This is a genomic window from Chromobacterium sp. ASV23, from assembly GCF_016428945.1.
GTDB classification, from domain to species: Bacteria; Pseudomonadota; Gammaproteobacteria; order Burkholderiales; family Chromobacteriaceae; genus Chromobacterium; species Chromobacterium sinusclupearum.
The window spans coordinates 71,592-97,316 of the sequence record NZ_JAELTR010000007.1 but is presented as its reverse complement, the minus strand read 5'-3'; the positions used below and the strand labels follow the sequence as shown (position 1 = coordinate 97,316).

Genomic DNA, 25,725 nt, shown 5'->3' with positions numbered 1-25,725 from the left:
CCAGGCTGTCCGGGCGGCTACGAAATAATACGGATTGCGCGCCGCCCTCCTCATCAGAATAATCAACAGACTACATAAGATGTTGTACCACGAGGGGGAGAAACAAAATGGATGTCTTTTCGGCATTGGCCTGCAGCTTGGCCCTGATGCTCGTCTACTATACGCTGCGCCATTTCTGGCGCCGTCTTCGTTACGTCAAACCCGCGCGCCGCGGCATTGATCCAATAGGGGAAGCCGAAGTGTATCTGGCCTATGGCCGCACCCGGGAAGCTGTGCGCGTGCTCAAGGATTCGCTGCGCGACGATCCCAACAATCTCCACGCCAAGGTGACCCTGCTGCGCGCCTACTCCAGCGCCCGCGACAGCGAAGCCTACGTGATGCTGGCGCGGGACGTGCAGGCGCAGGTGCAAGGCCAACCGGTTTGGCGCACCATCCAGGAAAACGGCCGCGAACTGGCGCCACAGGAACCGTTGTTTGCCAAGATGTAACCCTTGGCTACTCAAAACCAAAGGGCCGCAGACGCGGCCCTTTGTCATTTCACGTGCTTCTCACGCTACTCCGGCTGCGGCTCGCTGAACTGCAGGCTGTACAGCTTGGCATACAAACCGCCCTTGGCCAGCAGCTCGTCATGCCGCCCCTGCTCGGCCAACCGGCCCTGATGCATCACGACGATGCGATCGGCGTTTTCAATGGTGGACAACCGGTGGGCGATGACGATGGTGGTGCGGTTTTGCATCAGATTTTCCAAGGCCGCCTGCACCAGCCGTTCCGACTGGGTATCCAAGGCCGAAGTCGCCTCGTCCAGAATCAGCAGCGGCGCATTCTTCAGCAAGGCGCGGGCAATCGCCAGCCGCTGGCGCTGGCCGCCTGACAAACGCGTGCCATTCTCGCCGATGATGGTGTCCAGGCCTTCCGGCAAGGCTTCGATGAACTCCAGGGCATTGGCGGCGCGCGCGGCCTCGATGATAGCTTCGCGCGAAGCATTCTCTTTGCCGTAAGCGATATTGGCCGCCACGGTATCGTTGAACAGCTCCACCTGCTGGCTGACCAGGGCAATATGCTCCCGCAGCTGCCGCAGCGGAATATCGGTCAGCGCCACGCCATCCAACAGCAAACGGCCGGCAGACGGCTCGTAGAACCGCGGCACCAGACTCGCCAGCGTGGTTTTGCCGCTGCCGGACGCCCCGACCAGCGCCACCGTTTCGCCCGGCTGAATCGCCAGGTCGATGCCATATAGCGCCGGACTATCCGCATTGGCGTAAGTGAAATTGACCGCATCGAAACTCAGCTGGCCGCGAATCACAGACAAGGCATGGGAGCCATGATCCGGCTCGCCCGGCTCATCGATGAAGGCGAACACCGACTCCGCCGCCGCCAGGCCGCGCTGCAGCGCCTGCGATACGCTGGAAATCCGCTTGACCGGGGCGAACAGGCCCAGCATGGCCGTCAGGAACACCATGAAGTCGCCGGCCGTCAGGGCTCCATGCTGTGCCCGCAGTCCGGCAAAGTACAAGATAGCCGCCAGCGCGCAGGCGATCATCAATTGGGTGACGCCGGTATTGGCGGCGCTGGCCGCGGTTTGCTTGATCTGATTGCGCCGCACCGATCCCGCCGTATGGTCGAAGCGCGCCATCTCGCGCTGATCGCCGCCATACACCTTGATGGCGCGCTGGCATTGGATGCTCTCCGCCAACACCTGGGTCATCTGCGCCATATGCTGCTGATTCTGGCGCGCCAAGCCGCGCAAGCGCTGCCCCACCAGCTTCATGCAGTAGGTTACCGCCGGCAACACCACCAGACAGATCAGCGTCAGTTGCCAGTCCGTCGTCAGCATCAAGCCCAGCATGGCCAGCGCCGTCACGCCATCGCGCACCGTGACGGTAATCACATTGAAACCGGCCTCGGTCACCTGATTGACATCATTGGTGATGCGGGACATCAGCCGGCCGGTCTGGTTCTCGTCATAATAATGCGCCGGCAGACGCACCAGCTTGGCGAACATCTGCTGCCGCAAGGTTTGCACCAGATGGCCGGTCAGCCAACTGGCAGTGTACTCATTGACGAAGCCGGCCACGCCGCGTATCAGGTAGATGCCGATAATCGCCAGCGGCACCCACATGATCACATGTGGATCCTTGTTGACGAAGCCGCCATCGATCAGCGGCTTGAGCAGCTTGGCAACAGCAGGCTCGGTCAGCGCCGCCACCGTCATCGACAACATCGACAGCAACAGGATTTTCCAATAGCCCAGCAGATAACTCAACAGTCGGCGGTAAATGGCCCAACTGTCCTTGAAACCATGTTTCGTCATGTCTGTCCTTGCGACGGAGACGCCAGCCCCGCCAATTCCAATATGCTTTGCAAATTATGTTCCGGCGCGAAGCGGGCGCGCACATCGACCCGGCCGGCTTGCGCCATGCGCCGCATCCGCTCCGGATCGCTCAAGGCCTGATCCAGCGCGCGCGCCCAGGCATCGATATCGCCCGGCGCCGCCAGCAAGCCCGTTTCGCCATCCCGCACCGTTTCCGGAATGCCGCCGGTACGGCTGACGACCACCGGCACGCCGAGCCCCAGAGCCTCGATTTGAGACATGCCCAAGGGCTCGTAACTAGACGGCATGACCACCAGGTCGGCGCGCGCCAGCAAGGCCGCAACCGGGCTGACCATGCCGGCCAGCAACACCCTAGACTGCAGACCCAGCCGCTCGATTTCCGCGACGATACGCTCGCGCTCCCCGCCCTCGCCAGCGATCACATAACGCACATTGGGCCAGCGCTCGCGCAAGGCATGCAAAGCGGCCAGCAGAGTCATATGCCCCTTCTCGCCACGCAGCATCGCCGCATGCGCCAGCACCGGCCCCTCGCCGGCAGCCAGCCATGCCTCCACCGCTGTTGGCAAAGGCTTAGCCATGTTTTCGTCCAGCTCGGCGAAGTCGATTCCGGGGTAGACCACATGCAAACGTTCCGCATGTATTTCCGGATTAGCCAGCAGGCAGTCCTTCAAATAACGGCTGGGCAGCATAGTCGCATCAACCAACTGGTTATATGACCAAGCTGACGGTGAACCAGGCTGATAGGTGCGGGAGCGAAGCAGGAAAGGCCGCTGTCGAAGCAAGCGAGCCGCGATCGAAAGATTGTTGCTGTCGTGACCACTGTGGCAGATCGCCAGCCGTGGCTTATGTTTAGCCATCCAGCTGCGCAAACGCAGGATAGTGGGTAAGTGCGCGCTATTGCGAAAACGCAATGGCAGTACCTCCAGCCCCTTGCCAAGCGCGACCTCCTCAACCCGGCTGCCAGGGCGGCAAGCCAGCACCGGCCGAAAACCGCGCTCTGCCAACATGGCCATTTGCTGCATCAATTGCAACTCCTGGCCTCCGACGTTGGGAGAGGACTCGGTGAACAGGATGTAGTCGCTCATCGCCCTGCCAGCTCCTGCCGCCTGGCCAGAATAATCGCGGCAAACACTACGACAAAGGTACCGTAGAAAGCCGTCTGCGATACGATCCAGAAATAGGTGTCCATCAGGCCGGCGACAAACTGACCCACAACCACGATGGAACCGCCGGTAGCGGCAAAACGTAGCAGAGCATCATCAGCCCGCAGCAAGGGAAAGAACAGGGCCGCCGGAACTGCGAATATCAACAAGCCGAGAATCAAGCCCGGCAAACCCATTTCGACGCCGAAGTTCAACAACTCGCCATGCGGGTGCGGCGCGGCGTTGATGATGACGGGAGCCTTGCCTTGTTTGATTCGTGCATTGACCTCGTCGTAATAGCCCTGCTTGCCGACACCGGTCAAGGGATGGTCTGCAATGATGTCGCGCGCCACGCGCCACATCTCCAAACGCAAGCCCATGGAGGTGTTCTGGTCATGTTTGAAAACGCGTAAATCGTTTACACCCTCATCTACCCGCGTCTGCAGCTTATTCTGGGTACTCATCACTAAGACCATTGACGCTACTATAATCAGTGCCAGCAAGGACAGTATACGTCCGATACGCCAACGGGTTGCACCTAGCATCACAATGATCACTAACGGTGGCACGATTAGGAACGGCGCCCGCGAACCGGAATAATAGCCAGCGATTACCCCTGCCAACAGCCCTGCAGCACCGACCAGCCACTGCAATTTGATCGACACCCCTCTCCAACCTGCAATAGGCAGGTTGAATGAGAGAAAACCCAGCATCACAGACAAAACGCCGAATGGAATCGGATTGCTGAACTGGTTCCAAGCGCGGCTACCATCCCCCCAAAAGTAAAGGGTAATATGAGTACTTAAATACCCCCAAACCATCACCCCCAGCGCCCCCAGCCATACTCCCCAACATGCAGTGGCGAGACGCCGCGCCGGCAATCTCTTCAGCGCAAACAGGCACAATGCGGCCAGGAAGAAACGCGTTGGCGCATCCAACGCTTTGTGTCCCACATATGACATGCCTGCAGCCAGCTGCAATGCCGTAACCAGCAGCGAGGCCGATAACACGATGAACAAGGCCCAAGTCCAACGGTCGCCGCGCGCATCTTTCAGCAGCGGCAGAGAGAACAAAGTCATCAGAAACAGGAAAATATTCGCACCGCCCTTCATCGTCATGCCGGTTACGCCGAACAGGAAAACGCACAATAGCAGCGGCCATTGCAAACGGCTTTGCCACGGTTTCAACTCATTCACTCCATTCCCCATTCCGCTCACAGCTATTTCCCATTTCGAATCACATTTATCAAGGCGGCTCGCACCTCTGCAGCTCGTACGGCGTCCATACACTGGGGCGTGGCACAACGGCCCACGGCATCACCCGCCTGCCGGAAACAACGCAATGCCCAATCCACTTCACGGTAATGCACGCTGCGCTGGTTGCGGCACGGAAACAACGCGGGCCCGACGCCAAGGCATGCCTGCCCGGCAAAGAAGCGGCTGGCGCCAAACAAGATCTCGCTGCCCGGACCGAACAGCATGATCAGAGGGCAGCCCGCTACTTTGGTCAGATGGGCGATGCCGGTATCTGGACACACGCACGCCAGCGCACTTGCCAGTACGGCGCGCAGTTGCGGCAAGGACAGATTGCCGGCCATCGTCAGCTCGTTTTCCTGCGGCCCGACCTCGTCCAGCAAGTATTGCTCGCCAGGCCCGCAAGACCAGACAACCGTCGCCCCCTGGCAACGAACCTCGTCTGCCACTTGGCGCCAGGATGCCGCCGGCCAGAAACGGGTGGCGGAACTCGCGCCGACATGCAGCACCACATAGTGCTCAGGCAGTGTCGGCGTGGTCACTGTTCCCAATGGCCAATCCTCCAGCCGGAACGGACGGGGCTCGGGTCCGTCCACCAAGCGGGCTGCGGTATCGGTCCAAGCTTCCGGCTGATCGGCATAGGGTATCGCTTCATCCACCAGCCAGTTTTTGTAAGTCGGCGTCTCTCCAGCAAAACCGACGATCCAGCGCGCGCCGATGGCGCGAGCCAGGAAGCTGAGTCGGTTCTCACCCATCAAATAAACGATGTCGAAACGCGGTTCTGCGAATAGCCTGCGTATTGAAGCAAAGTCTCGCGGATGCCAGGGCAAAGTCTGGATGCCGTAGGGGCGGCTGTCGTATAGCGCAGCCTGCCCAGGCGGGCAGGCCAATACGATCTCGGCCTCGGGAAAGCGCTCGCGCGCCTTGGCCAGCAGGCTGGTCGCCATCAACGCGTCGCCCAGCAAAAACTGATGCAGGATCAACACCCTGCTCACCGCATCGGGCCTAGGTTTGCGGCGCAACCACTGCCATGGCAAACGGCACAGCAATGCGGCGAAAATCAGCAACCGGCCGGGAAAACGTCCCGGCCTCATGTCAAAGACCTCATCTTCGTTTCCGCCAGCAACCGCTGATACAAGGCCAGCATCTGCCCAACCATGTTTTCTTCGCTCAGGTCCCGCGCGCGCGCGCGCGCTTGCGCTCCCATCTCATCCCAGCGCTCCCGCGTCGCCAACCACAGACCCACATTACGCTGCCATTGCTCGGCATCGCCTGCCGGCGCGATCCAGCCCGTTTCACCAGCCTTCAGCAGCTCGGCGCCGCCACAGCGGGTACTGGTCAACACGGGCAGACCACAGGCCATGGCCTCCACCACCACCGAGCCAAACGGCTCATACAGGGTAGGCAGAATAAAGCCGTCAGCCATGCCGTAAAAGCTGCGCACGTCGCGCTGCGGGCCGGTGAAATGTACGCGGTTTGCCACGCCCATGCTTTCCGCCAATTGCTGGTAGCAAGGCAGTTTCTTGTCGCCTCCCACCACCATCAGCTGCACATCTGGGTGCGGCGCGATGGCACGCACTGCCTGCGCGACCCCTTTGCGCTCGAAGCCCGAACCCACATAGACCAGCAACGGCGCATCCTGTTCAATGCCGTATTGTTCGCGCAGCTCGCCGCGCCGCGCCCGGGCGTCAACAGGATTGAAAAACGCGCTGTCCACGCCGTTGTAGATCACTACGCAATGTTCCGGCGGCACGCCGAAACGGCGCGTCACATCGTCGTGCACCAGTTCGGAATTGCAGATCACCGCGCGCAGCGCCGGATGACGGAACATCGCCCGCTCGGTGCGCAGCATGTAGTGATGATAGGGATTGCAGAACGTTGCCAGCCGAGCGAACCACCCACGCCCCTCTAGCCGAGCCTCCAGCCAGGCCGCGTGCACGCCGTCGCCGGCGCGGAAAATGTCGCAGCCTGGTATGCGCTCATGCGACTGCACCAGATCCGCCTGCTTTTCTCGCCAAACCTGCCGCGCGGCGCGAGCGAAGCTCCAGTCGCGCCAGACGCTGCCCAGATAGAACGGTTTGACGCGGACGGCCTCAACGCCGTCCAACGACTCCCAATTGCGGGTGATCAGCATCGGGCGCAGTGCATCACTATTGTGCAACTGGCGCAGGATGGCGCTGACGATACGTTCGGCGCCGCCAGCCGGATTATACTTTTGGCGGACAATAGCCAGCCGCTTCATTGCGTTTCCTTCAACACGGCATCCACCGCTACCAGCACGCGCTCAAGCGGAATCCGCTGCAGACATTCGCTTTGCCAGCCGCCACCGCAGCCGGCGTTGCCGCAGGGACGGCAGGGCACCGGTTCGCTGACAATGCGATGCGGCACCTGCCACGGTCCCCACTCAATGTCGCCGGATGGACCGAACAGCGCCACGCAAGGCGTCTTCATCGCAGAGGCGATGTGCATCGGCACGGAGTCAACGCCGATATACAGCCGTGCATGGTCTATCGCGGCTGCCAGCTCTTTGAGGGAAAGCAGCCCCGCCAGGCTGGCCACCGGTCGCGCCAACCGTTTCTCGATCTCGGCCACCATCGCCAGCTCTTCGCCGCTGGGCGCGGCGGACAACACCACCTGTTCGCCTCGGGCGCTCAAGGCGTCGATCAGCGCCGCCATCTTTTCTTCCGGCCAGCTCTTGAACGACCAGCGCGAGGTCGGATGCACCAGGATGTAACGTCCGGGCTGCAAGCCGCGCTCAGCCAGCTTGGCGGCCAGCGTGGCCTCGGCGTTGGCGCCCGGAACCAGGGTCAGCCCACGTTGCTCGGCCGCCGGATAGACGCCGATGCGGCGCAGCGCGTCCAGATGGATCTCGATGGTGTGGCGCCGGTTGCCCGGTACTTGCAGATAGCGGTGGCTGAAGCTCTTCTTGAAGAAGCGTCCATACGGACCGGACGGCCCCACCGACCAGCGCGGCTTCAGCCAGCGGGAGAGCCAGGCGCCGCGGTTGTGCTCGGTCAGCGTGATCACCAGGTCGTAGCGACGCGCCTTCAACCGAGAAAACAGCCCCCATTCAGCGCGCAACTGGCCCAGCAGCCCCAGCTTCTTCCAGCCGCGGTCTATGGTATGCAGTTCGCTGATGGCGGGGTGCAGGCTCAACATCTCGCGGGTGTCGTGGTAGACCAGCGCGTCGATTTCCAGCTGCGGCGCCGCCGCCTGCAACGCGGAAAACACCGGCGAGGTCAGCAGCACGTCGCCGTGGTGGCGCAGCTTGATCACCAGCGCGCGGCGCACGTCGGACAGGGCTATAGGATCGTTCAGCATCGATTAAAAAAGCCGGGTCATTCGCCCGGCTCTGCATTCAGCAGTTGCAACAAATCCGCTATTTTATCAGGATCTTCCGATCTGAGCATGCGCGCCGCAATCGGCGCGATTTCGTCCAGATGGCTGGTCAGCACCTGCTGCTTCACCGACAACAGATTGGCCGGGTGCATCGAGAACTTGCGCAGGCCCATGCCCAGCAGCAGCCGGGTCAGCTTGGCGTCGCCCGCCATCTCGCCGCATACCGAGACCGGCACATTGGCCTTGATGCCGCACTTGATGGTGTGCAGGATCAGCTTCAGCACCGCCGGATGCACCGGGTCGTACAGGTGGCTGACCGTGTCGTCGTTGCGATCGATCGCCAATGTGTACTGGATCAGGTCGTTGGTGCCGATGGACAGGAAATCAACGTGCTTGGTGAAGCTGCCGGCTACCAGCGCGGCCGACGGAATCTCGATCATCGCGCCCACTTCGATGTCGTCTGCGTAGCCTATGCCCTCGTCGCGCAATTCCTCCTTGGCGTATTCGAACTGCGCCAAGGCTTGCTTCAGTTCCGGCAGGGAGTTCACCATCGGGAACAGCACGCGGATCCTGCCGTGCACCGAGGCGCGCAGCAAGGCGCGCAGCTGAGCGCGGAACATCAGCGGCTCGGCCAGGCACAGCCGGATGCCGGTCAGTCCCAGCGCCGGATTGTCGGCCTGGTCGTGGGTCAGCCATTTCGGGCTCTTGTCGGCGCCCAGGTCCATGGTGCGGATGGTGACCGGCATGCCCTTCATCGCCGCCGCCACATGGCGGTAGGCTTCGAATTGCTCGTCCTCGGTCGGCAGGGTATCGCGGCCCAGGAACAGGAATTCGCTGCGGAACAGGCCGATGCCGACCGCGCCGGACTCGCGCACGTCGTCCACGTCCTGCGGCCGCTCGATATTGGCCAGCAGTTCGATCACCGAGCCGTCGCGGGTGACGGCGCTGGACTTGCGGATCGACGACAGCTTGCGCCGCGCGCCACGCCAGGCGCGCAAGCGGCGGCGGTATTCGGTCAGCACCAGCGCGTCCGGGTTGATGATCACCACGCCCTGCTGGCCGTCGACGATGATCATCTCGTCCTGGCGGATCAGCTCGCGGCCGTGATGCAAGGCGATCACCGACGGCAAATCCAGGCTGCGGCCCAGAATGGCGGTATGCGAGGTGGCGCCGCCGACATCGGTGATGAAGGCGGCGAAGTTGGAATCCTTGAAATAGACCATGTCGGCTGGCGACAGGTCGTGCGCCACCAGGATGTGGTCTTCCACCAAATCTTCCGGCGCCGGCAATTGCGGCGCGTCGCCGTCCAGATTGGTGAAAATGCGCTCGACCACCTGCAGCACGTCGTTTTTGCGCTCGCGCAGGTAGTCTTCCTCGATCGCGTCGAACTGCTCGATCAGGTGGTCACACTGCAGCTTCAACGCCCATTCGGCGTTGCAGCGCTGTTTCTCGATGATCTCGCGCGGCTCGCGCGAGATGGTGACATCGCCCAGCAGCATGATGTGCAGCGACAGGAAAGCGCCCAGCTCCGCCGGCGCGTTCTCCGGGATGCTGCCCCACAGCATCTCCAGCTCCTTGCGGGTGGCCCGCACCGCCTCGTCAAAACGCAGTTTTTCCGCCGGGACCTCGTCGTCCTCCAGCAGATAGTGCGCCACATCGTCCATGCTGCGCGATATCAGGTGGGCCCGGCCGATGGCGATGCCCCCGCCAATGGCCACCCCGTGCAGGATGATGCTCATTGCCCCTCCCCAGGCGGGCCGTGTTTTTGTCGCTATGCCCGCCATGACCTCCGCCGCATATTGCGGCGACTCCCTGAAAGGCCGGGGAAAAGCCGGCCTCCGCCCGCTCGCGCCTTATTCCGCCTCGTCGAAGCGGTTGTTGATCAGCGCGACCAGCGCTTCCAGCGCCTGTTGCTCATCCTCGCCGCTGACCTCCAGCTCCACCTTGGCGCCCTTGGCCGCCGCCAGCATCATGACGCCCATGATGCTCTTGCCATTGACGCGGCGGCTGTTGCGGGCGATGAAGATATCGCTCTTGTAACGACTGGCCAGCTGGGTGAACTTGCTGGACGCGCGCGCGTGCAGTCCCAGCTTGTTGATGATTTCCACTTCAGATCGCAGCATTTCCTTCCCCCGGAATAATGTAAAGCACGCCTTCCAGCCCGCCGGTGATCGCCTTGCTGACAACGATCTCCAGCGGCTGGCTGCTATAGCACAACGCCCGCACCAGCATAGGCAGGTTGACGCCCGCCACCGCCTCCACGCGGCCAGGCCGGATCAGCCTGCTGGCGATATTGGAGGGCGTGCCGCCGTACATATCGGTCAGCACCACCACGCCGTCGCCCTGCTCCAGTCCGTCCACCAGGCCTTGCGCCTCGCCCAGCTTGCGTTCCGGGTCTTCCGTCTTGTCCACGGTCATGACCGCCAGGTTTTCCGGCTCCCGGCCCAGAATGTGTCTGGCGCAATCCGCCAGGCACCGTCCCAGGTCTCCATGTGCAATTATCAGAACACCTACCATGCCTGAGTCTTCGAGTTGGTGCGGCCGGACCAGCCCGCCGCGTTGATGAGCAAAGCTCGAACTCGCGCGGGCCAGGCCCACGCATCCGCGAGATCAATCTTCCTGAATTGTAACAGCTGAATTCTCGCTGCGGCGGTACCAGGCCAGCTTGTCCGCCAATTCCACCACTTCACCCACGATGATCAAGGCCGGCGACGCGATGCCGTGCGAGGCCATCAGACCGGGCAAAGTCGATAAAGTGCCGCACACCGTGCGCTGTCTTTCCGTAGTGGCCCACTCCACCGCCGCCGCCGGCGTCTCCGCGCCGCGGCCATGCGCGATGAAAGCCTGGCACAACTCCGCCGCCGTCGAGACCCCCATATACACCACCACGGTCTGCTGCGGCCGGGTCAGCGCGGGCCAATCCAGCTGAATGGTGCCGTCTTGCTTGTGTCCGGTAACGAAGGTGACAGACTGCGCGTAGTCGCGGTGCGTCAGCGGAATGCCGGCGTAAGCCGCCGCGCCGCTGGCCGAGGTGATGCCGGGCACCACTTCGAACGGAATGCCCTGCTCCGCCAGCGTGGCGATTTCCTCGCCGCCGCGGCCGAAGGTGAACGGATCGCCGCCCTTCAGCCGCAACACTCTTTTACCCTGCTTGGCCAGGGTCACCATCAACTGGTTGATGTCATCCTGCGGCAGGGCATGATTGGCGCGCGCCTTGCCCACGTAGACGCGCTCGGCGTCGCGCCGCACCAGGTTCAGCAGTTCCGGCGCCACCAGTTTGTCGTACAGCACCACGTCGGCCTGCTGCATCAGCCGCAGCGCGCGGAAGGTCAACAGGTCCGGATTGCCCGGCCCGGCCCCCACCAGATAGACCGCGCCGGCGCGATCCGCGACGCCGGCGGCGATGCGCGATTCCATTTCGGCCCGCGCCGCCGCCTCGTCGCCATTCATCACCGCGTCGGCCAGCGGTCCTTCCAGCACCGTCTCCCAGAAGCGGCGGCGGGCGTCGACGTCGGGGAAACGCGCCTTGACCGCGTCGCGGAACGAGGCGCCGAAACGCGCCAGCCGGCCGTAACCGGCCGGAATCAGGCTTTCCAGCCGCGCGCGGATGGAGCGCGCCAGCACCGGCACGCTGCCGCCGCTGGCTACCGCCACCATCAACGGCGAGCGGTCTATGATGGCCGGGCTGATGTAGCGCGAAGCCGCGGGATCATCCACCACATTCACCAGGATGCCGCGCGCCTCGGCGTCGGCCGCTACCTGATGGTTGACGGTCCGGTCATCGGTGGCGACCACCACCAGACGCTGGCCGTCCAGCTGCTCCGCGGCATAGCGCGCCGCCAGATGCGTCAGTTCGCCCTCGCTGGCCAGCTGCGCCAGCTCCGGCGCCAGTTCCGGCGCCACCACTTGCAGCCGGGCGCCGGCCGCCAGCAGCAGGCGCGCCTTGCGCAAGGCGACCTCCCCGCCGCCCACCACTAAGCAGGGCTGCTGCCGCAGCTTCAGAAAAATCGGAAAGAATTCCATTTCACGCTCCATGCCCGGTAGACTCACCACCCAGTCCAGACCGGTCTTGCGCCATATAGGCGCCGCAATTGTATGCGTTCAAGCATACTGCATTTGTTGCGTAAATACGACGCTAGCCAAGCGGGATGAGCGACCCGTCAGGGGCAAGTGGCCGGTCGGTGTCAAAATTCACGTTTCGCTTTTCCGGATGGTTCAGTTGCAAAGCCGTTTGATTCTCTTCCTGAGCCGAGCCGGCCTGGCCTTGCCTTGGTGCGGGCCGTTGCCCGCAGGGGCCGCCTCCACCACGCCCAGCGGCTTCGCCGGAACCGGCTGGCTGCTGGCCGCCATCGCCACCGGCTTGTGGCTGTACGGCCTGATGCGGCAACGCCGCGCGCGCGGCACGCTGCAGGACGCTTGCCTGGGCTTGCTGGAATTCCATCTGCCGCGCCAGCATGTGCGCAGCCGGGCGCAATCGCTGCAGCGGCTGCTGGGCATGCCCGCCCATACCCAGGACATGGATTTTGGCCGCTGGCTGGGCCTGCTGCACCCAGAGGACCGCCCGCGCTTCTCCCAATTGCTGGCCACGCCGCCACAAGCGCCGGAAGCCAATTACGAAGTGCGCATCCGCCATCACAGCGGGCATTGGGAATGGCTGGAAATCACCTGGCGCCCCGGCTGGCGCGGCGGCCGCGTGCAGAAGCTGACAGCCCTATGCCGCGTCGCAACCGCGCGCAAGCACCACGAAGCGGCGATGATGCGCCGCGAGCAGCAGTTCCGCACCCTGGTGGACAACTCCGAGGACATCGTCGCCCGCTATGATCTGGAACTGCGCTGCCTGTTCATCAACCGCAGCGTCAGCCGCTATTTCCCCCTGCCGCTGGAAGAACACCTGGGCAAGACGCCGCGCGAAAAAGGCTGGAACGAAGACGCCAGCAGCCGCTTCGAACACGAGTGCCGTCAACTCATCAATACCTGGGAAGCGCGCAATTTCGAGCTGGAGCTGAACAACGGCCCCAACCGCCATATCTTCGAAATCCGCCTGTTTCCGGAATTCGACAGCGCCGGCATGCTGAAAACCATCCTCTCCGTGGACCGCGAAGTCACGTCCAGCCGCCAGGGCGAAAAGCTGCTGGCCGAGGAAAACGCCGTGCTGGAAATGATCGCCGGCAACCACCCGCTGCCGCAGACGCTGAACCAGATCTGCCAGATGATGGAGTCGCAGCAACCCAATGGCATGTGCAGCATCATGCTGCTGGACGATGACGGCCAGTCGCTGCGCTTCGCCGCCGGGCTCAGCCTGCCGGCGGCCTACCGCAAGCTGATAGACCGCGTGGAAATCGGCCCCAGCGTCGGCTCCTGCGGCACCTCGGCGCACTGGAAGCGCACCATCGTGGTGGACGACATCTTCAACAGCCCGCTGTGGCAACACGCGCAGGATAAGGTGCGTCCATTCGACCTACGCGCCTGCTGGTCCACTCCCATTTTCTCCAGCGACCGTCGCCTGCTCGGCACTTTCGCCACCTATTACCGCGAACCGCGCAGCCCCACGCCGGAGGAACTGGCGCTGGCCCACCGCAGCACCCACATCATCGCCATCGCGCTGCAGCGCCACGGCCATGAGAAACAGCTGTTCCGGCTGGCCACGCAGGACAGCCTGACCGAGCTGAACAACCGCCGCCAGTTCATCGAGCTGGCCGACCGCGAGCTGGAGCGTTGCCGGCGCCACCAGGGTCCGCTGACGGTGATGATGATGGACCTCGATCATTTCAAGCAGATCAACGACCACCACGGCCACGCCGTGGGCGACGTGGTGATCCGCCACTTCGCCGACCTGTGCCGGGAGACCCTGCGCGCCTGCGACCTGTGCGGCCGGCTGGGCGGCGAGGAGTTCGCGGCGCTGCTGCCGGACACAGGCATCGACGACGCGCGGCTGGTGGCGGAACGGCTGCGCGCGGCCGTGGCGGCGGCCAGGCTGCCGGCAGACGGCAGCACGCTGTCCTTCACCGTCAGCATCGGCGTGGCGCAGCGCTTGCCGGACGAGAACGATATCGACGAAGTGCTCAGCCGCGCCGACAAACTGCTGTACCAGGCCAAGCGCGAGGGGCGCAACCGCGTCTTTGCCGACGGCGCTGCGCCGCCTGAGGCGGTTTCCGGCTAGAATGGCGCCCTCAGCCGCTCCCGCCCGATCCATGAACCGTTGGCATACCGACTACCTCGCCCACCCGCTCTATCGGCCGGTGCGCCGCTTCGTCCCGGCCTGGCCGACGTGGCCGCGGCAAGCCGATTTCGACGACCTGCTGGCCGCCGCGCGAGACGGCGGCGCGCCCTTGCCCGACGCGCTGCGCTTCGTCTGCGCGCTGGAACCAGAGGCCTATTACGAGATGCATATCGGCGCCACCGGCGAGGTGCCCACCCGTCCGCAAAACTGGCATGACTGGTTCAATGCACTGGCCTGGCTGGCCTGGCCGCGCGCCAAAGCCGCGCTGAACCGCCGCCATGTGCGGGCCATCGCCCGCGGCGAGACCCGGCGCGGGCCGCTGCGCGACGCCGCCACGCTGCTGGACGAATGCGGCGTGATCGTGGCTACCGCCGATCCGGCGCTGGGCCAGGCGCTGGACGATATGCGCTGGCAGGAATTGTTCATCGCGCGCCGCGCCGACTGGGGCCGCCGCATCGCGGCGTTCACGCTGGGCCATGCGGTCATGGAGATGGGATTGACGCCGCACATCGGCTGGTGCGGCAAGGCGCTGATTCTAGACGTCGCGCCGGACTTCTTCGCGCGGGACGATGCCACCCAGCTGCGCCATCTGGATGCCATGCTGGCGGCCAGGCTGGACGACGACGCCTTCCTTCCCCGCCCGCGCGCGCTGTGCCCGCTGCCCTTGCTGGGCATACCGGGCTGGTGGCCGGACAACGAAGATCCGGCCTTCTACGCCAATACCGCCTACTTCTGCCCCACGCGCCGGGCGAAATCCGCCACCGTCTCCGCCTGAAGCCCGTCGGTCATCGGCCCCAGCAGCTCGGCCAGCGCCCTGCCCAGCGCATCGTCGCGCTCGCTTTCGCGGCGATAGACAAACAGCTCGAACAACTCGGCCAGATGAATGGCCGACGCCCGCTTCATCAACACCCAGGCGTCGCCGCCGCCCTTCTGCACATAGCCATTTTGCGCCAGCCTATCCAGCACCAGGCCCAATTCGTCGTAGCCGACCTTGATCTCGCGGCGCAATTGCGGCGGCGTCATCGCCTCGCCGCGCAGTTGGGCGGCATCCAGCAGCAGCAGCACTTCCACCGCGTCCAGGAAACGGCGGTGCGGCTCGTTGCGCCGCCGCCAGGCCTCGCCCTCCCAATACGACAGCGCCGAGGTGAACACCGCGCCGGCCAACACCACCAGCCACAGGCAATACACCCACAGCAGGAAAATCGGGATGCTGGCGAAAGCGCCGTACACCAGCTGGTAGTTGGCCACCTGGCCGATGTAAAAGCCGAAACCGGCCTTGGTAGCCTCCAGCAACAGCGAAGTGGCCAACGCCCCCGCCACCGCATGGCGGAACGGCACGAAGCGGTTGGGCACGATGCGGTACAGCAGCGACAACACCAGCGCGGTCAGCACGATGGTGCCGCCCACTTCCACCACGCCGGCCAATAACGGCAGGTTCTTCTCGAAGCGGGTCACCCGGAACAGCCAGCGCCACGACAGCAGGCTGCCGCCCAGCACCAGTGGCCCCAGCGTCAGCACCGTCCAGTACACCATGCTCTGCTGCAGCCAGGGCCGGCCGCGGCGCACGCCCCAAATCGCGTTGAAAGTGCGCTCTATGGTAGACATCAGCATCAGCGCGGTGACGCCCAGCATCACAATGCCGGCGGCGGTGAGCTTTTCCGCATTGTCGGCGAACTGCCGCATGTAAACGGTAATCACCTTGCCGGCGAATTCCGGCACCAGCGTCGACAGCAGCATGATCTTGAAGCGGGTGCTGTAATCGGCAAACACCGGAAACGCCGAAATCACCGTCAGCGCGATGGTGAACAGCGGCACCAGCGCCAGCAGCGTGGTAAAAGTCAGGCTGCCCGACACCTGCAGCACGCGCAGACAGCTCATGCGGCGGACGATGAAGCGGGCAAAGCTGAAATAGGGTTCGAATCGTTGAGCTTGCATGGGCGCAAAGGTAATGGCAAAGCAACGATGAGGCAAGCCGTGCCGCTTTGCCCTATCATGCGTCGGTTATCCGTGATTGCGAGGTTACTCCCATGCTAGACATCCTGGTCCTGTATTACAGCCAGCACGGCGCCACCCGCGAACTGGCGCGGCTGATCGCCCGCGGCGTGGACAGCGTGCCCGGCTGCCAGGCGCGGCTGCGTACCGTGCCCAAGATTTCCACCGTATGCGAAGCCGTGGCGCCGGGCATCCCGGAAGACGGCGCGCCGTATGTCGAGCGGCAGGACCTGGTGGATTGCGCCGGCCTGGCGCTGGGCAGCCCTACCCGCTTCGGCAATATGGCGTCGGCGATGAAATACTTCATCGACGGCACCGGCGGCGAATGGATGCAGGGCACGCTGGCGGGCAAGCCGGCCTGCGTCTTCACCAGCTCGGCCTCCCTGCACGGCGGCCAGGAATCGACGCTGCTGACCATGATGATCCCGCTGTTGCACCACGGCATGGTGATCGCCGGCCTGCCGTACTCCGAAGCGGCGCTAACCGCGACGCAAACCGGCGGCACGCCGTATGGCGTGAGTCATGTGGCAGGCATGGATGACAGGCAGCCGATCAGCGAGCATGAGAAGGCATTGGCGATGGCGCAGGGAAAGCGGTTGGCGGAGTTGGCGGTGAAACTGGCAAAAAAATAGTGTCATGCCGCTACGCCGGATCCAGTACCTGAGTCTGCGAGAGGACAAATTCTTGGCGGACAACATAGCCAGCAGGCCGGTCTGCCGTCGGCATCCCGCCTGCGTACTCGCTGGAGGGAAATCATAACTTTCGGATCGAGAGCGAGACATTTTATGATATTGTTATATTTCATTAAAATGTGAAAGCCAACCGCATGAAGAGCTTGGAAATCCACCTAATTCGCCGCCCTACAGGCACGCCCACCGCCGATCTATTCGCTCTCGAAGAAGTTACGCTCCCCAAACTTCAAGCCGGCCAAGCACTGATTGAAAACCTGTACTTATCCGTCGACCCTTATATGCGGGAATGCATGGACTTAGAAGAGGAATGGCCATTGCATGCCCCGCTGGAGGGCCGCAGCATAGGCCGAGTCATCGATGCCGGCAGCAGCGGCCTGAATGTCGGCGAGCTGGTCTTTCATCGCGAAGGCTGGCGCAGCCATGCGGCCGTAGCCCCCAACGAGCTGCGAATATTGAAAGAGTACCGCGGCGTCGACCCCAGCGCATTTTTGAGCATTCTCGGCGGTACCGGACTCACCGCCTATGTGGCGCTAACCCGAATCGCCAAACTGCAAGCCGGGGAAGATATTTTCGTCTCGGCGGCCGCAGGCGGCGTCGGCAGCGCGATCGCGCAGTTGGCTAGGCTGATGGGGGCCGGCCGCTTGATCGGCAGCACCGGCTCTGCCGCCAAGGTCCGCTACCTGACAGACACGCTAAACTATGACTTTGCCATTAACTACAACAGCCAAGATCTGTCCCAAGCTCTGGGAGAGGCCGCTCCGGAAGGGTTCGATATTTACATCGATAATGTCGGCGGCAAACACCAAGAGGCGGCGATCCGGCATATCCGCGAACATGGCCGCATCGCCTGGGTCGGCGCGGTGGGGCAATACAACCATGCAGCGTCGCCTGAACTCGCGCGCAATCTCTACGACATCGTAGGCAAGAGCTTGCGGCTGGAAGGCTTTCTGGTGCGAAACTACCGCCACCTACAGGACGAACTGGAGGCCTTTGTCGTCCCACATCTGCAGTCGGGCCGGCTGCAGCCGCAACAGACCATCCGCGAAGGACTGGAGAATATGGCGCAAGCCTTTGTAGATATGCTGGCCGGATCGAATCAGGGCAAAATGCTGATCAAACTGGCCTGATGCAAAACGCCGCGCCTCGCCCCGGCCTCGGTGCGCAGCGCGGCTCTAGTCATGGCGTTTGCTCACACCCGGGTATCGATTACCGGCTTCACCTTGCCGCTGACGCTGTTGCGCGGCAGTTCTCCCTCTCCGAGCGACTCGACAATCACTTCCAGCTGGGCATGGATGTCGGCATCGCCGCGCAAGGTCTCGAAACACTCCAGCAGATGCCGGCGCATAGCGTCCGCGTCGGCACGCTGTGGCGACTCCGTGCGAAGGATCAGCGATTCGCTGTGCGCGACGCTCGCAATCTCAACTTGCAATAGAGAAACGCCAAACGGCTGTAATGACTCGAGCAGTTCACTGTAGAGCACCGTGTTGGTCTGAACCTTGATCAAGCCATCGCTGCGACCGATGTAGTCCAGCACTCGCCCCGACGCCCCGCATGAGCAGTCATGGTGGACGATGCGGCCGTAATCACCAATGCGGTAGCGGATCAGCGGACCTTCCTGCTTCTGCAGGCTGGTGATGAGGATATGGCCCGGCTGGCCATCCGGCAGCGGCTGGCCGTCGTCGTCGACGATCTCAAGCAGATTGTAATCGTCGCACAAATGATGAAGGCTGCCTTGCAAGTGGCCGCACTGGTAGCCGATCTGCGCGCCGTCGTTGGCCGCCAAAACGCTGGTGATGATTTGCGCGCCCAATTCTTCACGCAGCCATTGTTTATCCACCTCCGCCATCGGCGTGCCGCCGTAAAGTATTTTTTCCAGCCGCAACTGCGGACGATGCGCCTTGGCCTCGCGCAGCAAAGGCAGGATCAACGCGGGAATGCCGATGATAGCATTGGCCTGGAAGCAGTCGGTAAGCATCAGCAAAGTGTCCAGCGTAATCGCCTGGCCGGTGCTGTAGGTTTCCAGCGGCATACGCGAAAATTCGCAGATGGTTGTCGTGAGCCCTCCGTACATGGCACCGCCATACAGCGTATTGATCAGCCTATCCCCGCGCCGCAGTCCCAAGGAATAAAACAAGGGAATCGCTTCGCGGATCATATTGTTCCAGTCCGTCTGCGAATAAACGATATAACGCGGCTGGCTGGAAGTAGCGCCGCTGCGCAGCACCTCACCGCTGGGCGCTGCGCCGCTGCACAAATTTCGGCTGAATGGCAGCGACTGCGCCTCCAGCGCGGCCTTGTCCAGAATGGGCAATTCTCGCAAAGCGTACGCACCCTGAATATCGGGCAAAGCCAGGTAATGCGGCGTGCGCTTGGCCCGTTGCACCAGATAGCGCAATTTCGCGTCCAGCCTCGCGCGCGACCCCGCCTCCCCTTGTTCAGCGCGCGCGCGCGCCAAGGTCACCCCGGGGCGGTGGCGGCGACGGTAAAGCTGGCCCAGCCACACATCGTGGCTATCCAGTTGCCAGACTCGGGACAAGCAATCCGCAGGCAACGCCTGCGCCACTCCGGCCAAAACCAATTGCCGCCCCTCATCGCCGGCAGGCACGGCGATCTCGCGCCTGCTATCGGCCGGAGACTCGCCCTCCAGGGCCAGAACCGGCACGCTCACCGCAACAGCCGGCGTCGCCGCAGCAGCCGTCCCGGAATCGATGCGCGGCAATGGCCAACCTCCCGCGTTCAACAAACCGGCCAGTCCCTGCCAGAAAGCCGGCCGTTGGCTGCGGATGTATACTTCATTGCCGAAAGCAAGCGCCCAAATCAAGCCACGCAGCGTGCTGGCGGCCACGCCATCCTCCAGCAAGACGCGTCCAGCCGGCAACCATTCGGATACATCGTTGCTGTACGGATGGGCCTGAAATGGATATTGCGCGACGCCATCCAGCAAAGCATCTAGCGCGTCATGGAAGGCCGCGACATCCAGCAGCGGGTCGAGGTCTGTGAGTCGATGGCTGGCCAGCAAGCCTTCCCAATCTGGTCGCTGACGGTCGAGCGAGCCCAGCGCCAGCAGCAGATCGCTTGGGAAATAAATCATGTCGGTTTCCTGTTTATTTGGATGCGTTGCATGCAATCGCTAAGAAAAGCCGCCAGGGCCTGGGGGGTTTCTGCCGAGGCTTCAACAAATGCCGGCACCTGCCACTCGTGGTAAGTGATGTTCTGGTTCAGCGCTTGGCCGGCAGGCAGGGCGTGCAAGCGATCCAACCGGCGATCGGTGGCCAAGTCCTCTGGCACACGCAGATCCGCTTCGCCCTCTCCCAGATGATGGCCGGGAAAAACCAGCCAGCCATGAAAGCGGCCGCTGCCTGGTTGCGGCTGCGGTCTGGGTAGCCCAAGGCGGATGGCTATCTCATGGCTGGGCAAATGGATGCCGCCATGCCGCCAATGCGCGTCGACCACACCGGCCCCTCCCATTCGATTCGCCACTTCCAGAAAGATCAGCCGCTGATCAGTGGTTTCAAAAAACTCCAGATGCAAGCAACCGTCGCGTATGCCCAAAGCCTGCACTACATCGGCAGCAAAGGCGGAATGGCGTGGATCGGTAGGCAATTGATAGGAACCGAGCGGGCAGCCCTTGGCAAAGTCGACAGGCTTGTTGAGATAGCGGCTGACGGTCAGATCGATCAGTTGGCCAGCTTGCACCAAGCCATCCGCATGATGAATACCACCCTCTATGTATTCCTCCAACTGCCAGTCGTCGCCATCTGGCAGCTCAGCAAACGCGGCCCAGGCCTGATCCAATTCAGGGTAAATCCTCACTCCCTCGCTGGAGGCGCCTTGCCGTGGTTTGAGCACAGTTCGGCCTTGCCAGTCCGGCGCGGACAGATCCGGCGCGGGAAAGAAACGCGGAAAGTCGATACCGGAACCCCGCAGCGCGGCTTTCATCTCTACCTTGTCACGCACGCGCTGCAGCATGGCGAGATCGTCCCCCGGCACTCCCAGATGCAGGCGTACCCGATGCGCCTGCAGAATGCCGAACTCCGACAAAGACAGCACCGCCTGGTAGCCATCCTGCGGCGAAGTCTGCCGGATGATGCCGTCGGCCAAGTCCTCATCGTCATTCAACAACAGGCGCTGCGCCCGCAATGAGCCGGGGAGCTCGGCCATCCGCGCCGGATAACCGATATACGTGATCTCATGTTGCTGATGATCCAGCCCCAAGTGGTATTGCATCTTAGGATAAGGCACCTGATGGATGATCAGAATCTTCATGCTTGGTACTCCACTGCGCTAATGCCCCAGCTAAAGCCCATCGCGCTGCTGGCCAACAGAATCAGATCTCCGGCCCGCAGTCGCTGCTCCCGCTCAAGTTGTTCCAGCGCGATCAAGGTATCGGCGCTCCCCATATGGCCCAGCCGGTGATAATTGAAAACGGTGCGCTCCTCGCTCAAGCCCAGCCGCTCCAACAAGCTGCGATGCATGTCTTCGTCGCCATGGTTGATGAGCAGATAACGCACCTCGGACAGAGACCTTCCCAGCGCTTCCAGGGTGCGCTGAACCAAAGCCGCGAAATTATCCAGATAGGCCTGGGCCAGCCCACGGCGATGCGGCTGCCGCTCGATCCGTACCTTGCCCTCCCGCCAAACGCCGGCGTAGTAATCCACCCACTCTGGATCGGTGCGCATAGCGCTATGCAACAGGCGATATCGCCCTTCGCTCCGTTTCACCAATACTGCCGCCGCCGCATCGCCAAAGTTGAACAACGACAGCGAATCCGCGCTGTCGCGGTCCACTAGACGGCTGAGCTGATCAGCGGTGACCACCAGCACCAGATCGGCGCGCCCGGCCTCCAGCTTGTCGCAAGCCAGACTGATCGCCGTCCAGGCGGCATTGCAAAAATTGGTGACTTCGAAACAGTGGGCGCCATGAATGCCTATGGCCTGGGCGATTTTGGCCGCCGGAGACCAAAACGGCTGATCCCAACAGCCGGTGCCGGCATAAATGACATGGCTGATCTGATCAGGCACGATGCCCTCTCTCCGCAGCAGGTCGCCAGCCGCTTCAGCAGCCAGCTCCCAGCTTTGCTCTGCGGCGGCCAAGGCCGGAAATCCATCGCAACGGGTGATGTTCAGCACTTCGTCCAACGGCGCTCCGCTGGACAGATGCAACTGTTTGGCCTCGACGCGGCCCTGCGGATAGCGTATGGCCGGCGTAACAATGCCCGGCATCAGCCGCGCGCCTCGATGCTGGCCCGGTGAACCGTGCGACTGAGCCCAGGCTCAATAGCCGTGGCGGCATGCAGCGCAATGCGGGTCTTCCAGATCAGCAGGTCGCCCGGCAGCCAGCGATGGACGTATACATGTTCAGGATCTTGCGTCAATTGATCGATCAGATCGAGAAACTCGTCGCTGCTGGGCCGATCCAGTCCTACAACCGCATCCACATATTCCTTGGAGGCGTAGAGATAAGGGCGGCTGGTGTCCTGATCGATCTGCACCAGGGGATGCAACACATTAGGGTGCTCTTGGGCGATCACCTCCTGCAGTTCTGCAACCGACAAACCGACATGCTCGGCGCGGATGCGGAAACGCTTGCTGACGGTATGGCGCGCTTGCAGGCCGGCGATGCGTTGCTTCCATTCCTCGGGAAGGCGGCGATACACATCAATGGCATTGGCAAACAAAGTGTCGCCGCTACGCGGCGGGATATTGATGCCATACAACATGGTGTAGGCTGCTGGGTTCTGAGTGAAAGAAGAATCCTGGTGCCAGAAATTGCCGACACGCGCCACGCCCAGCGGCTTGCCGTCTTGCACTTCATTAGACGAGATCATCAACTCGGGATGATCCGGGTGGTGATAACGGCTCATCACAAACGGCACCGGATGGCCGAACTTCCGCGCCAGGGCTAGCTGCTGCGCCGGCGTCAGCTGCAAACCGCGGATCACCAGCAATTGATGCTGCTGCAGAGCCTGCTCCGCCTCGGGAAACAATGCATCAGACAGAATATCGTTGAAAGTTGCGCCGGTCAGTTCAGTGCCGATAGTCGGGGAAAGCGGATTGAATCGCATGGTGTCGTGTCTCCAAAAGCTGTCAAGCCAGGCAATGTTTCAGGGCCGCAACAAATCGCTGAATCTCTTCATGACTGCGGCGAGGCCCGACAGTCAGACGGAAACGCTCCCCGCCGCGCGGCACGGAAGGGTAGTTGATCGGTTGCACATAGATATCAAACTCATCAAGCAGGCGTCGAGCGACTGTTTTGATACGCTCAGCCCCTGCCACCGGCACCAACACCAAGTGGCTTTGAGCCGGCAAATACGGGATTCCCGCCAAATCCAGCTGCGCGCGGAAGAAAATGACGTTGCTGTGCAAGTCCTGCACCAGTTGCCGATCTGTCCGTACTCTGTCGAAGCTGCACAGCGTCGCGTCCAGCAGCGCTTGAGGCAGCGCGGTGGTAAAGATGAATCCAGGCGCGCTGGAACGAACAAAATCGACCACCGAGGCCGGGCCGGCAATATAGCCGCCCAAGGTGCCCATGGCCTTGCCGAATACGCCCTGAATGAATGTGGCCCTAGTTTCCTCTATCTCCTCGCAAAGACCGGCGCCGCTTGCGCCATACAGGCCGATGGCATGGGTTTCGTCCAGGAAGGTCCAGGCTTGGTAACGATCCGCCAGATCGAGAATGACCTGAATTGGCGCGATATCGCCGTCCATCGAATAGATGGACTCGAAAACGATCAGCTTGGGTTGCGATAGCGGCACGCTGGCCAACTGCTTCTCCAGCGTCTCCACATCGTTATGCGGGAAAATGTATTTCTGGCACGGGTGGCGGCGTATGCCCTCGATCAGCGAGCGGTGATTCAAGCTGTCCGAAAATATCGCCAAGTCAGGCACGGCAGCGATCAAGGTGCTCAAGAACTCGAAATTGGCGGTATAGCCTCCATTGAAAACCAATGCCTGCTCCTTGCCGTGCCATTGCGCCAGCTGACGCTCCAGCTCGACATGGGAAATGCTGGTGCCGGCTATATTGCGGGAGCCGCCAGTACCCGAACCGTGCAATGCCGCGGATTCGCGCAAACTATCAATCACCTGCGGGTCCTGGCTCAGCCCGAGATAGTCATTGCTGCACCAAACCTCAACCTGACGTTGCTGGTAGCGCGTAGTGCCTGGATGACCCGCATCGTGCTCGCAGGGCATGAAACTGCGGTACAGGCCTTCCGACTTAAGTTGCGTCAGTCGATTTTCAAAAAGGACGCGCAGTTCCCGGTCTAAGTTCAGCTCAATCGTAGCGTTGTCAGTGCTCATCACAGACTCCCGTCATATGGATTTTTGGATTGCCGATCATGCGTTTCCTGATTGACGGCGCCACGATAATGACAAATGCAAGTACAGTCAAATATAAAATTTGTATTAGATAATTCTCTTGACGGACCTTCTTTGCATGGATACACTTCGCGAAATGCAAATAGCATTAAACGTGTAAATTATGTCAATATTCAAAAACCGTGCGGCAAAGAACCTTTTATTAGCGATTTTGTGCTCCAGCATTGGTGTTGGTGTGCATATTCTCGCAATGGGACAGTTATTATTCGAACTAACTGGCAGCATTACCGCCATGGCAACGATTTTGAGTTTCCAGGGGCTGGGGGCCATCTGCGTTTTGCCTTTTTCCGGCCCGCTGGTCGATCACCTGGATGCTAAAAAGGTTTATCTGGGGTGCGATCTTTCCCGCGCTGCTACTATGGCCATCATCATTCTTCTAGCCGCCTCCAAAATAGATGGCATGGTCCTACTGATCACCATAGCTGCTATCTTTCTCGCATTGATAGACAACGTCCATCGCAGTGCCTTATTCAAATTCACGGCGCTGAACATTCCAGATGAATTACAGGGGGATTTAAACGCCAAGATAGGGGTAATGTTTCAAATTGGCGTATTGAGCGGCATGGCATTGCTAGGGATCATCTTGTATCGCTCCAGCCCTATTTACGCGCTGATTTTTGATGTCCTTGGCTCGCTGATTTCCGCATGGATCATGTCCCGACAACAGTCTATTTTGGCTGCTACCCGGCACAACACAACACAATCTAGCTGGCGGCCTGGCAAGTTGTTTCAGCAAGCGCTGCATGGCTGGCTGCGCCTGTTGAGACAAGCAGCAAAACAAACGACCGTGCTGATCATGCTGGTTCTTTGCTCTGCAGACTTTATTTTGTCATACAGCCTAAACGTATTGGTCGTGCCCTTGGTGGCGAAATATTACGCCGGCACGAGCTGGCCTATTTCTGCCATGGAAGGAACGATGGCGATCGGCATGATCGCTGCCTCCTTCTTTACTCGCCACACTTTGGCACAAAAATTGCTCCCAATCTGGTTATTTCTGCAAGCCGGCTCGACTTTTCTACTATCGTTAGCGACTACTCCGCCGTGGCATTTCGCCGCTTTCTTCATCATTGGCTTCGCCAGTCTGAATAGCATCACATGGCTTTTAACCACCCTGCAACGGCAAGCCTCAGAAAGCGACAAAGGGAAAATGGCCTCATTGCGTTTGCTTTCAATCGGGATGGGAACTGCTGTATCCATGCCCTTGGTCAGCAGTATGTCGCATGTGTCCTTCACCTTCGCTCTGCAAGGATGCGCGCTAATCATGGCGTGCTTTTTCATGCTATCACTATGGGTTGCCTACCGATTCCAACCTATACGCGCCTAAAACTACATAGCGATCCACAAAACCATTCCAACCAGCATCTTTGGCAGGCAGTGCT

22 protein-coding genes are annotated in these 25,725 nt (G+C 61.6%); 6 read left to right on the top strand and 16 right to left on the bottom strand.

From position 1 onward, the window contains the following. Nucleotides 1-107 precede the first annotated feature (107 nt). Nucleotides 108-488: a FimV family protein gene (locus JHD59_RS05340; RefSeq protein WP_233163907.1), complete on the top strand. Its 381-nt coding sequence runs from the start codon at nt 108-110 to the stop codon at nt 486-488. A gap of 65 nt (nt 489-553) precedes the next feature. On the opposite strand, the gene msbA is transcribed toward JHD59_RS05340, so the two are convergent. The 10 genes from msbA to cysG all read right to left on the bottom strand — a co-directional run bounded on the left by msbA (nt 554) and on the right by cysG (nt 12,089). Then, the gene (gene msbA / locus JHD59_RS05335) at nt 554-2,311 is read right to left on the bottom strand and encodes a lipid A export permease/ATP-binding protein MsbA (RefSeq protein WP_199153427.1); all 1,758 of its coding nucleotides are present in this window, start codon (nt 2,309-2,311) and stop codon (nt 554-556) included. Beyond that, complete coding sequence (locus tag JHD59_RS05330) at nt 2,308-3,417, bottom strand: glycosyltransferase family 4 protein (RefSeq protein WP_199153426.1); 1,110 nt, start codon at nt 3,415-3,417, stop codon at nt 2,308-2,310. The genes msbA and JHD59_RS05330 overlap by 4 nt, the downstream gene beginning before the upstream one ends. Beyond that, entirely contained in the window at nt 3,414-4,670 is a 1,257-nt protein-coding gene (locus tag JHD59_RS05325; protein WP_199153425.1) for an O-antigen ligase family protein, read from the bottom strand. Before JHD59_RS05325 ends, JHD59_RS05330 begins: the two co-directional genes overlap by 4 nt. 23 nt (nt 4,671-4,693) lie before the next feature. Then, entirely contained in the window at nt 4,694-5,794 is a 1,101-nt protein-coding gene (locus JHD59_RS05320; RefSeq protein ID WP_199153424.1) for a glycosyltransferase family 9 protein, read from the bottom strand. A 23-nt stretch (nt 5,795-5,817) separates the two neighbouring features. Beyond that, nucleotides 5,818-6,969: a glycosyltransferase family 4 protein gene (locus JHD59_RS05315; RefSeq protein ID WP_199153423.1), complete on the bottom strand. Its 1,152-nt coding sequence runs from the start codon at nt 6,967-6,969 to the stop codon at nt 5,818-5,820. Further along, entirely contained in the window at nt 6,966-8,048 is a 1,083-nt protein-coding gene (rfaQ, locus tag JHD59_RS05310) for a putative lipopolysaccharide heptosyltransferase III (protein WP_199153422.1), read from the bottom strand. Before rfaQ ends, JHD59_RS05315 begins: the two co-directional genes overlap by 4 nt. A gap of 17 nt (nt 8,049-8,065) precedes the next feature. Then, entirely contained in the window at nt 8,066-9,805 is a 1,740-nt protein-coding gene (gene ptsP, locus JHD59_RS05305) for a phosphoenolpyruvate--protein phosphotransferase (RefSeq protein ID WP_103321175.1), read from the bottom strand. Between the two features lie 114 nt (nt 9,806-9,919). Next, on the bottom strand, nt 9,920-10,189 hold the full coding sequence (locus JHD59_RS05300; RefSeq protein WP_103321176.1) for an HPr family phosphocarrier protein: 270 nt from the start codon (nt 10,187-10,189) through the stop codon (nt 9,920-9,922). Beyond that, nucleotides 10,176-10,583, bottom strand: coding sequence for a PTS sugar transporter subunit IIA (locus JHD59_RS05295; protein WP_043629499.1), 408 nt, complete (start codon nt 10,581-10,583; stop codon nt 10,176-10,178). Before JHD59_RS05295 ends, JHD59_RS05300 begins: the two co-directional genes overlap by 14 nt. A gap of 93 nt (nt 10,584-10,676) precedes the next feature. Continuing rightward, a complete protein-coding gene (gene cysG / locus JHD59_RS05290; RefSeq protein ID WP_199153421.1) occupies nt 10,677-12,089 on the bottom strand; it encodes a siroheme synthase CysG in 1,413 nt (470 codons plus the stop codon). A 196-nt stretch (nt 12,090-12,285) separates the two neighbouring features. Here cysG and JHD59_RS05285 point away from each other — a divergent pair, with 196 nt between their 5' ends. Continuing rightward, nucleotides 12,286-14,226, top strand: a complete 1,941-nt coding sequence (locus tag JHD59_RS05285) for a diguanylate cyclase (protein WP_199153420.1) — start codon at nt 12,286-12,288, stop codon at nt 14,224-14,226. A gap of 31 nt (nt 14,227-14,257) precedes the next feature. Continuing rightward, nucleotides 14,258-15,061, top strand: coding sequence for a DUF3025 domain-containing protein (locus JHD59_RS05280; RefSeq protein ID WP_199153419.1), 804 nt, complete (start codon nt 14,258-14,260; stop codon nt 15,059-15,061). Here the strand turns inward: JHD59_RS05280 and JHD59_RS05275 are convergent. Next, complete coding sequence (locus tag JHD59_RS05275; RefSeq protein WP_199153418.1) at nt 15,013-16,221, bottom strand: YihY family inner membrane protein; 1,209 nt, start codon at nt 16,219-16,221, stop codon at nt 15,013-15,015. The genes JHD59_RS05280 and JHD59_RS05275 overlap by 49 nt on opposite strands. Before the next feature lie 92 nt (nt 16,222-16,313). Here JHD59_RS05275 and wrbA point away from each other — a divergent pair, with 92 nt between their 5' ends. Together wrbA and JHD59_RS05265 are read left to right on the top strand one after the other, a co-directional pair. After that, on the top strand, nt 16,314-16,910 hold the full coding sequence (gene wrbA / locus JHD59_RS05270) for an NAD(P)H:quinone oxidoreductase (RefSeq protein ID WP_103321181.1): 597 nt from the start codon (nt 16,314-16,316) through the stop codon (nt 16,908-16,910). Between the two features lie 194 nt (nt 16,911-17,104). Further along, the gene (locus JHD59_RS05265; RefSeq protein ID WP_199153417.1) at nt 17,105-18,097 is read left to right on the top strand and encodes an NADP-dependent oxidoreductase; all 993 of its coding nucleotides are present in this window, start codon (nt 17,105-17,107) and stop codon (nt 18,095-18,097) included. A 62-nt stretch (nt 18,098-18,159) separates the two neighbouring features. On the opposite strand, the gene JHD59_RS05260 is transcribed toward JHD59_RS05265, so the two are convergent. From JHD59_RS05260 to hemA, 5 genes are read right to left on the bottom strand one after another with little or no spacing between them, the layout of a single operon-like run. Beyond that, nucleotides 18,160-20,061 carry a phenylacetate--CoA ligase family protein gene (locus JHD59_RS05260; protein ID WP_199153416.1) on the bottom strand — a complete coding sequence of 634 codons (1,902 nt, stop codon included), beginning with the start codon at nt 20,059-20,061 and terminating at the stop codon, nt 18,160-18,162. Further along, nucleotides 20,058-21,236, bottom strand: a complete 1,179-nt coding sequence (locus JHD59_RS05255) for an acetyl-CoA carboxylase biotin carboxylase subunit family protein (protein WP_103321184.1) — start codon at nt 21,234-21,236, stop codon at nt 20,058-20,060. The genes JHD59_RS05260 and JHD59_RS05255 overlap by 4 nt, the downstream gene beginning before the upstream one ends. Then, entirely contained in the window at nt 21,233-22,192 is a 960-nt protein-coding gene (locus tag JHD59_RS05250) for a 3-oxoacyl-ACP synthase III family protein (protein ID WP_199153415.1), read from the bottom strand. Before JHD59_RS05250 ends, JHD59_RS05255 begins: the two co-directional genes overlap by 4 nt. Next, a complete protein-coding gene (locus JHD59_RS05245; RefSeq protein ID WP_103321186.1) occupies nt 22,192-23,034 on the bottom strand; it encodes a TauD/TfdA family dioxygenase in 843 nt (280 codons plus the stop codon). Before JHD59_RS05245 ends, JHD59_RS05250 begins: the two co-directional genes overlap by 1 nt. A 22-nt stretch (nt 23,035-23,056) precedes the next feature. After that, nucleotides 23,057-24,268 (bottom strand): 5-aminolevulinate synthase, encoded by a 1,212-nt coding sequence (hemA, locus tag JHD59_RS05240; RefSeq protein ID WP_103321187.1) that lies wholly within the window; start codon nt 24,266-24,268, stop codon nt 23,057-23,059. 181 nt (nt 24,269-24,449) lie between these two features. On the opposite strand from hemA, the gene JHD59_RS05235 reads away from it, so the two are divergent. Continuing rightward, nucleotides 24,450-25,670 (top strand): MFS transporter, encoded by a 1,221-nt coding sequence (locus tag JHD59_RS05235; RefSeq protein ID WP_199153414.1) that lies wholly within the window; start codon nt 24,450-24,452, stop codon nt 25,668-25,670. The last annotated feature ends 55 nt before the right edge of the window (nt 25,671-25,725 follow it).

Coding starts and splice junctions, on each gene's coding strand:
- JHD59_RS05340 (WP_233163907.1), top strand. CDS start 108: ATGGATGTCTTTTCGGCATTGGCCTGCAGCTTGGCCCTGATGCTCGTC.
- msbA (WP_199153427.1), bottom strand. CDS start 2,311: ATGACGAAACATGGTTTCAAGGACAGTTGGGCCATTTACCGCCGACTG.
- JHD59_RS05330 (WP_199153426.1), bottom strand. CDS start 3,417: ATGAGCGACTACATCCTGTTCACCGAGTCCTCTCCCAACGTCGGAGGC.
- JHD59_RS05315 (WP_199153423.1), bottom strand. CDS start 6,969: ATGAAGCGGCTGGCTATTGTCCGCCAAAAGTATAATCCGGCTGGCGGC.
- rfaQ (WP_199153422.1), bottom strand. CDS start 8,048: ATGCTGAACGATCCTATAGCCCTGTCCGACGTGCGCCGCGCGCTGGTG.
- ptsP (WP_103321175.1), bottom strand. CDS start 9,805: ATGAGCATCATCCTGCACGGGGTGGCCATTGGCGGGGGCATCGCCATC.
- JHD59_RS05300 (WP_103321176.1), bottom strand. CDS start 10,189: ATGCTGCGATCTGAAGTGGAAATCATCAACAAGCTGGGACTGCACGCG.
- JHD59_RS05295 (WP_043629499.1), bottom strand. CDS start 10,583: ATGGTAGGTGTTCTGATAATTGCACATGGAGACCTGGGACGGTGCCTG.
- cysG (WP_199153421.1), bottom strand. CDS start 12,089: ATGGAATTCTTTCCGATTTTTCTGAAGCTGCGGCAGCAGCCCTGCTTA.
- JHD59_RS05280 (WP_199153419.1), top strand. CDS start 14,258: ATGAACCGTTGGCATACCGACTACCTCGCCCACCCGCTCTATCGGCCG.
- JHD59_RS05275 (WP_199153418.1), bottom strand. CDS start 16,221: ATGCAAGCTCAACGATTCGAACCCTATTTCAGCTTTGCCCGCTTCATC.
- wrbA (WP_103321181.1), top strand. CDS start 16,314: ATGCTAGACATCCTGGTCCTGTATTACAGCCAGCACGGCGCCACCCGC.
- JHD59_RS05265 (WP_199153417.1), top strand. CDS start 17,105: ATGAAGAGCTTGGAAATCCACCTAATTCGCCGCCCTACAGGCACGCCC.
- JHD59_RS05260 (WP_199153416.1), bottom strand. CDS start 20,061: ATGATTTATTTCCCAAGCGATCTGCTGCTGGCGCTGGGCTCGCTCGAC.
- JHD59_RS05255 (WP_103321184.1), bottom strand. CDS start 21,236: ATGAAGATTCTGATCATCCATCAGGTGCCTTATCCTAAGATGCAATAC.
- JHD59_RS05250 (WP_199153415.1), bottom strand. CDS start 22,192: ATGCCGGGCATTGTTACGCCGGCCATACGCTATCCGCAGGGCCGCGTC.
- JHD59_RS05245 (WP_103321186.1), bottom strand. CDS start 23,034: ATGCGATTCAATCCGCTTTCCCCGACTATCGGCACTGAACTGACCGGC.
- hemA (WP_103321187.1), bottom strand. CDS start 24,268: ATGAGCACTGACAACGCTACGATTGAGCTGAACTTAGACCGGGAACTG.
- JHD59_RS05235 (WP_199153414.1), top strand. CDS start 24,450: ATGTCAATATTCAAAAACCGTGCGGCAAAGAACCTTTTATTAGCGATT.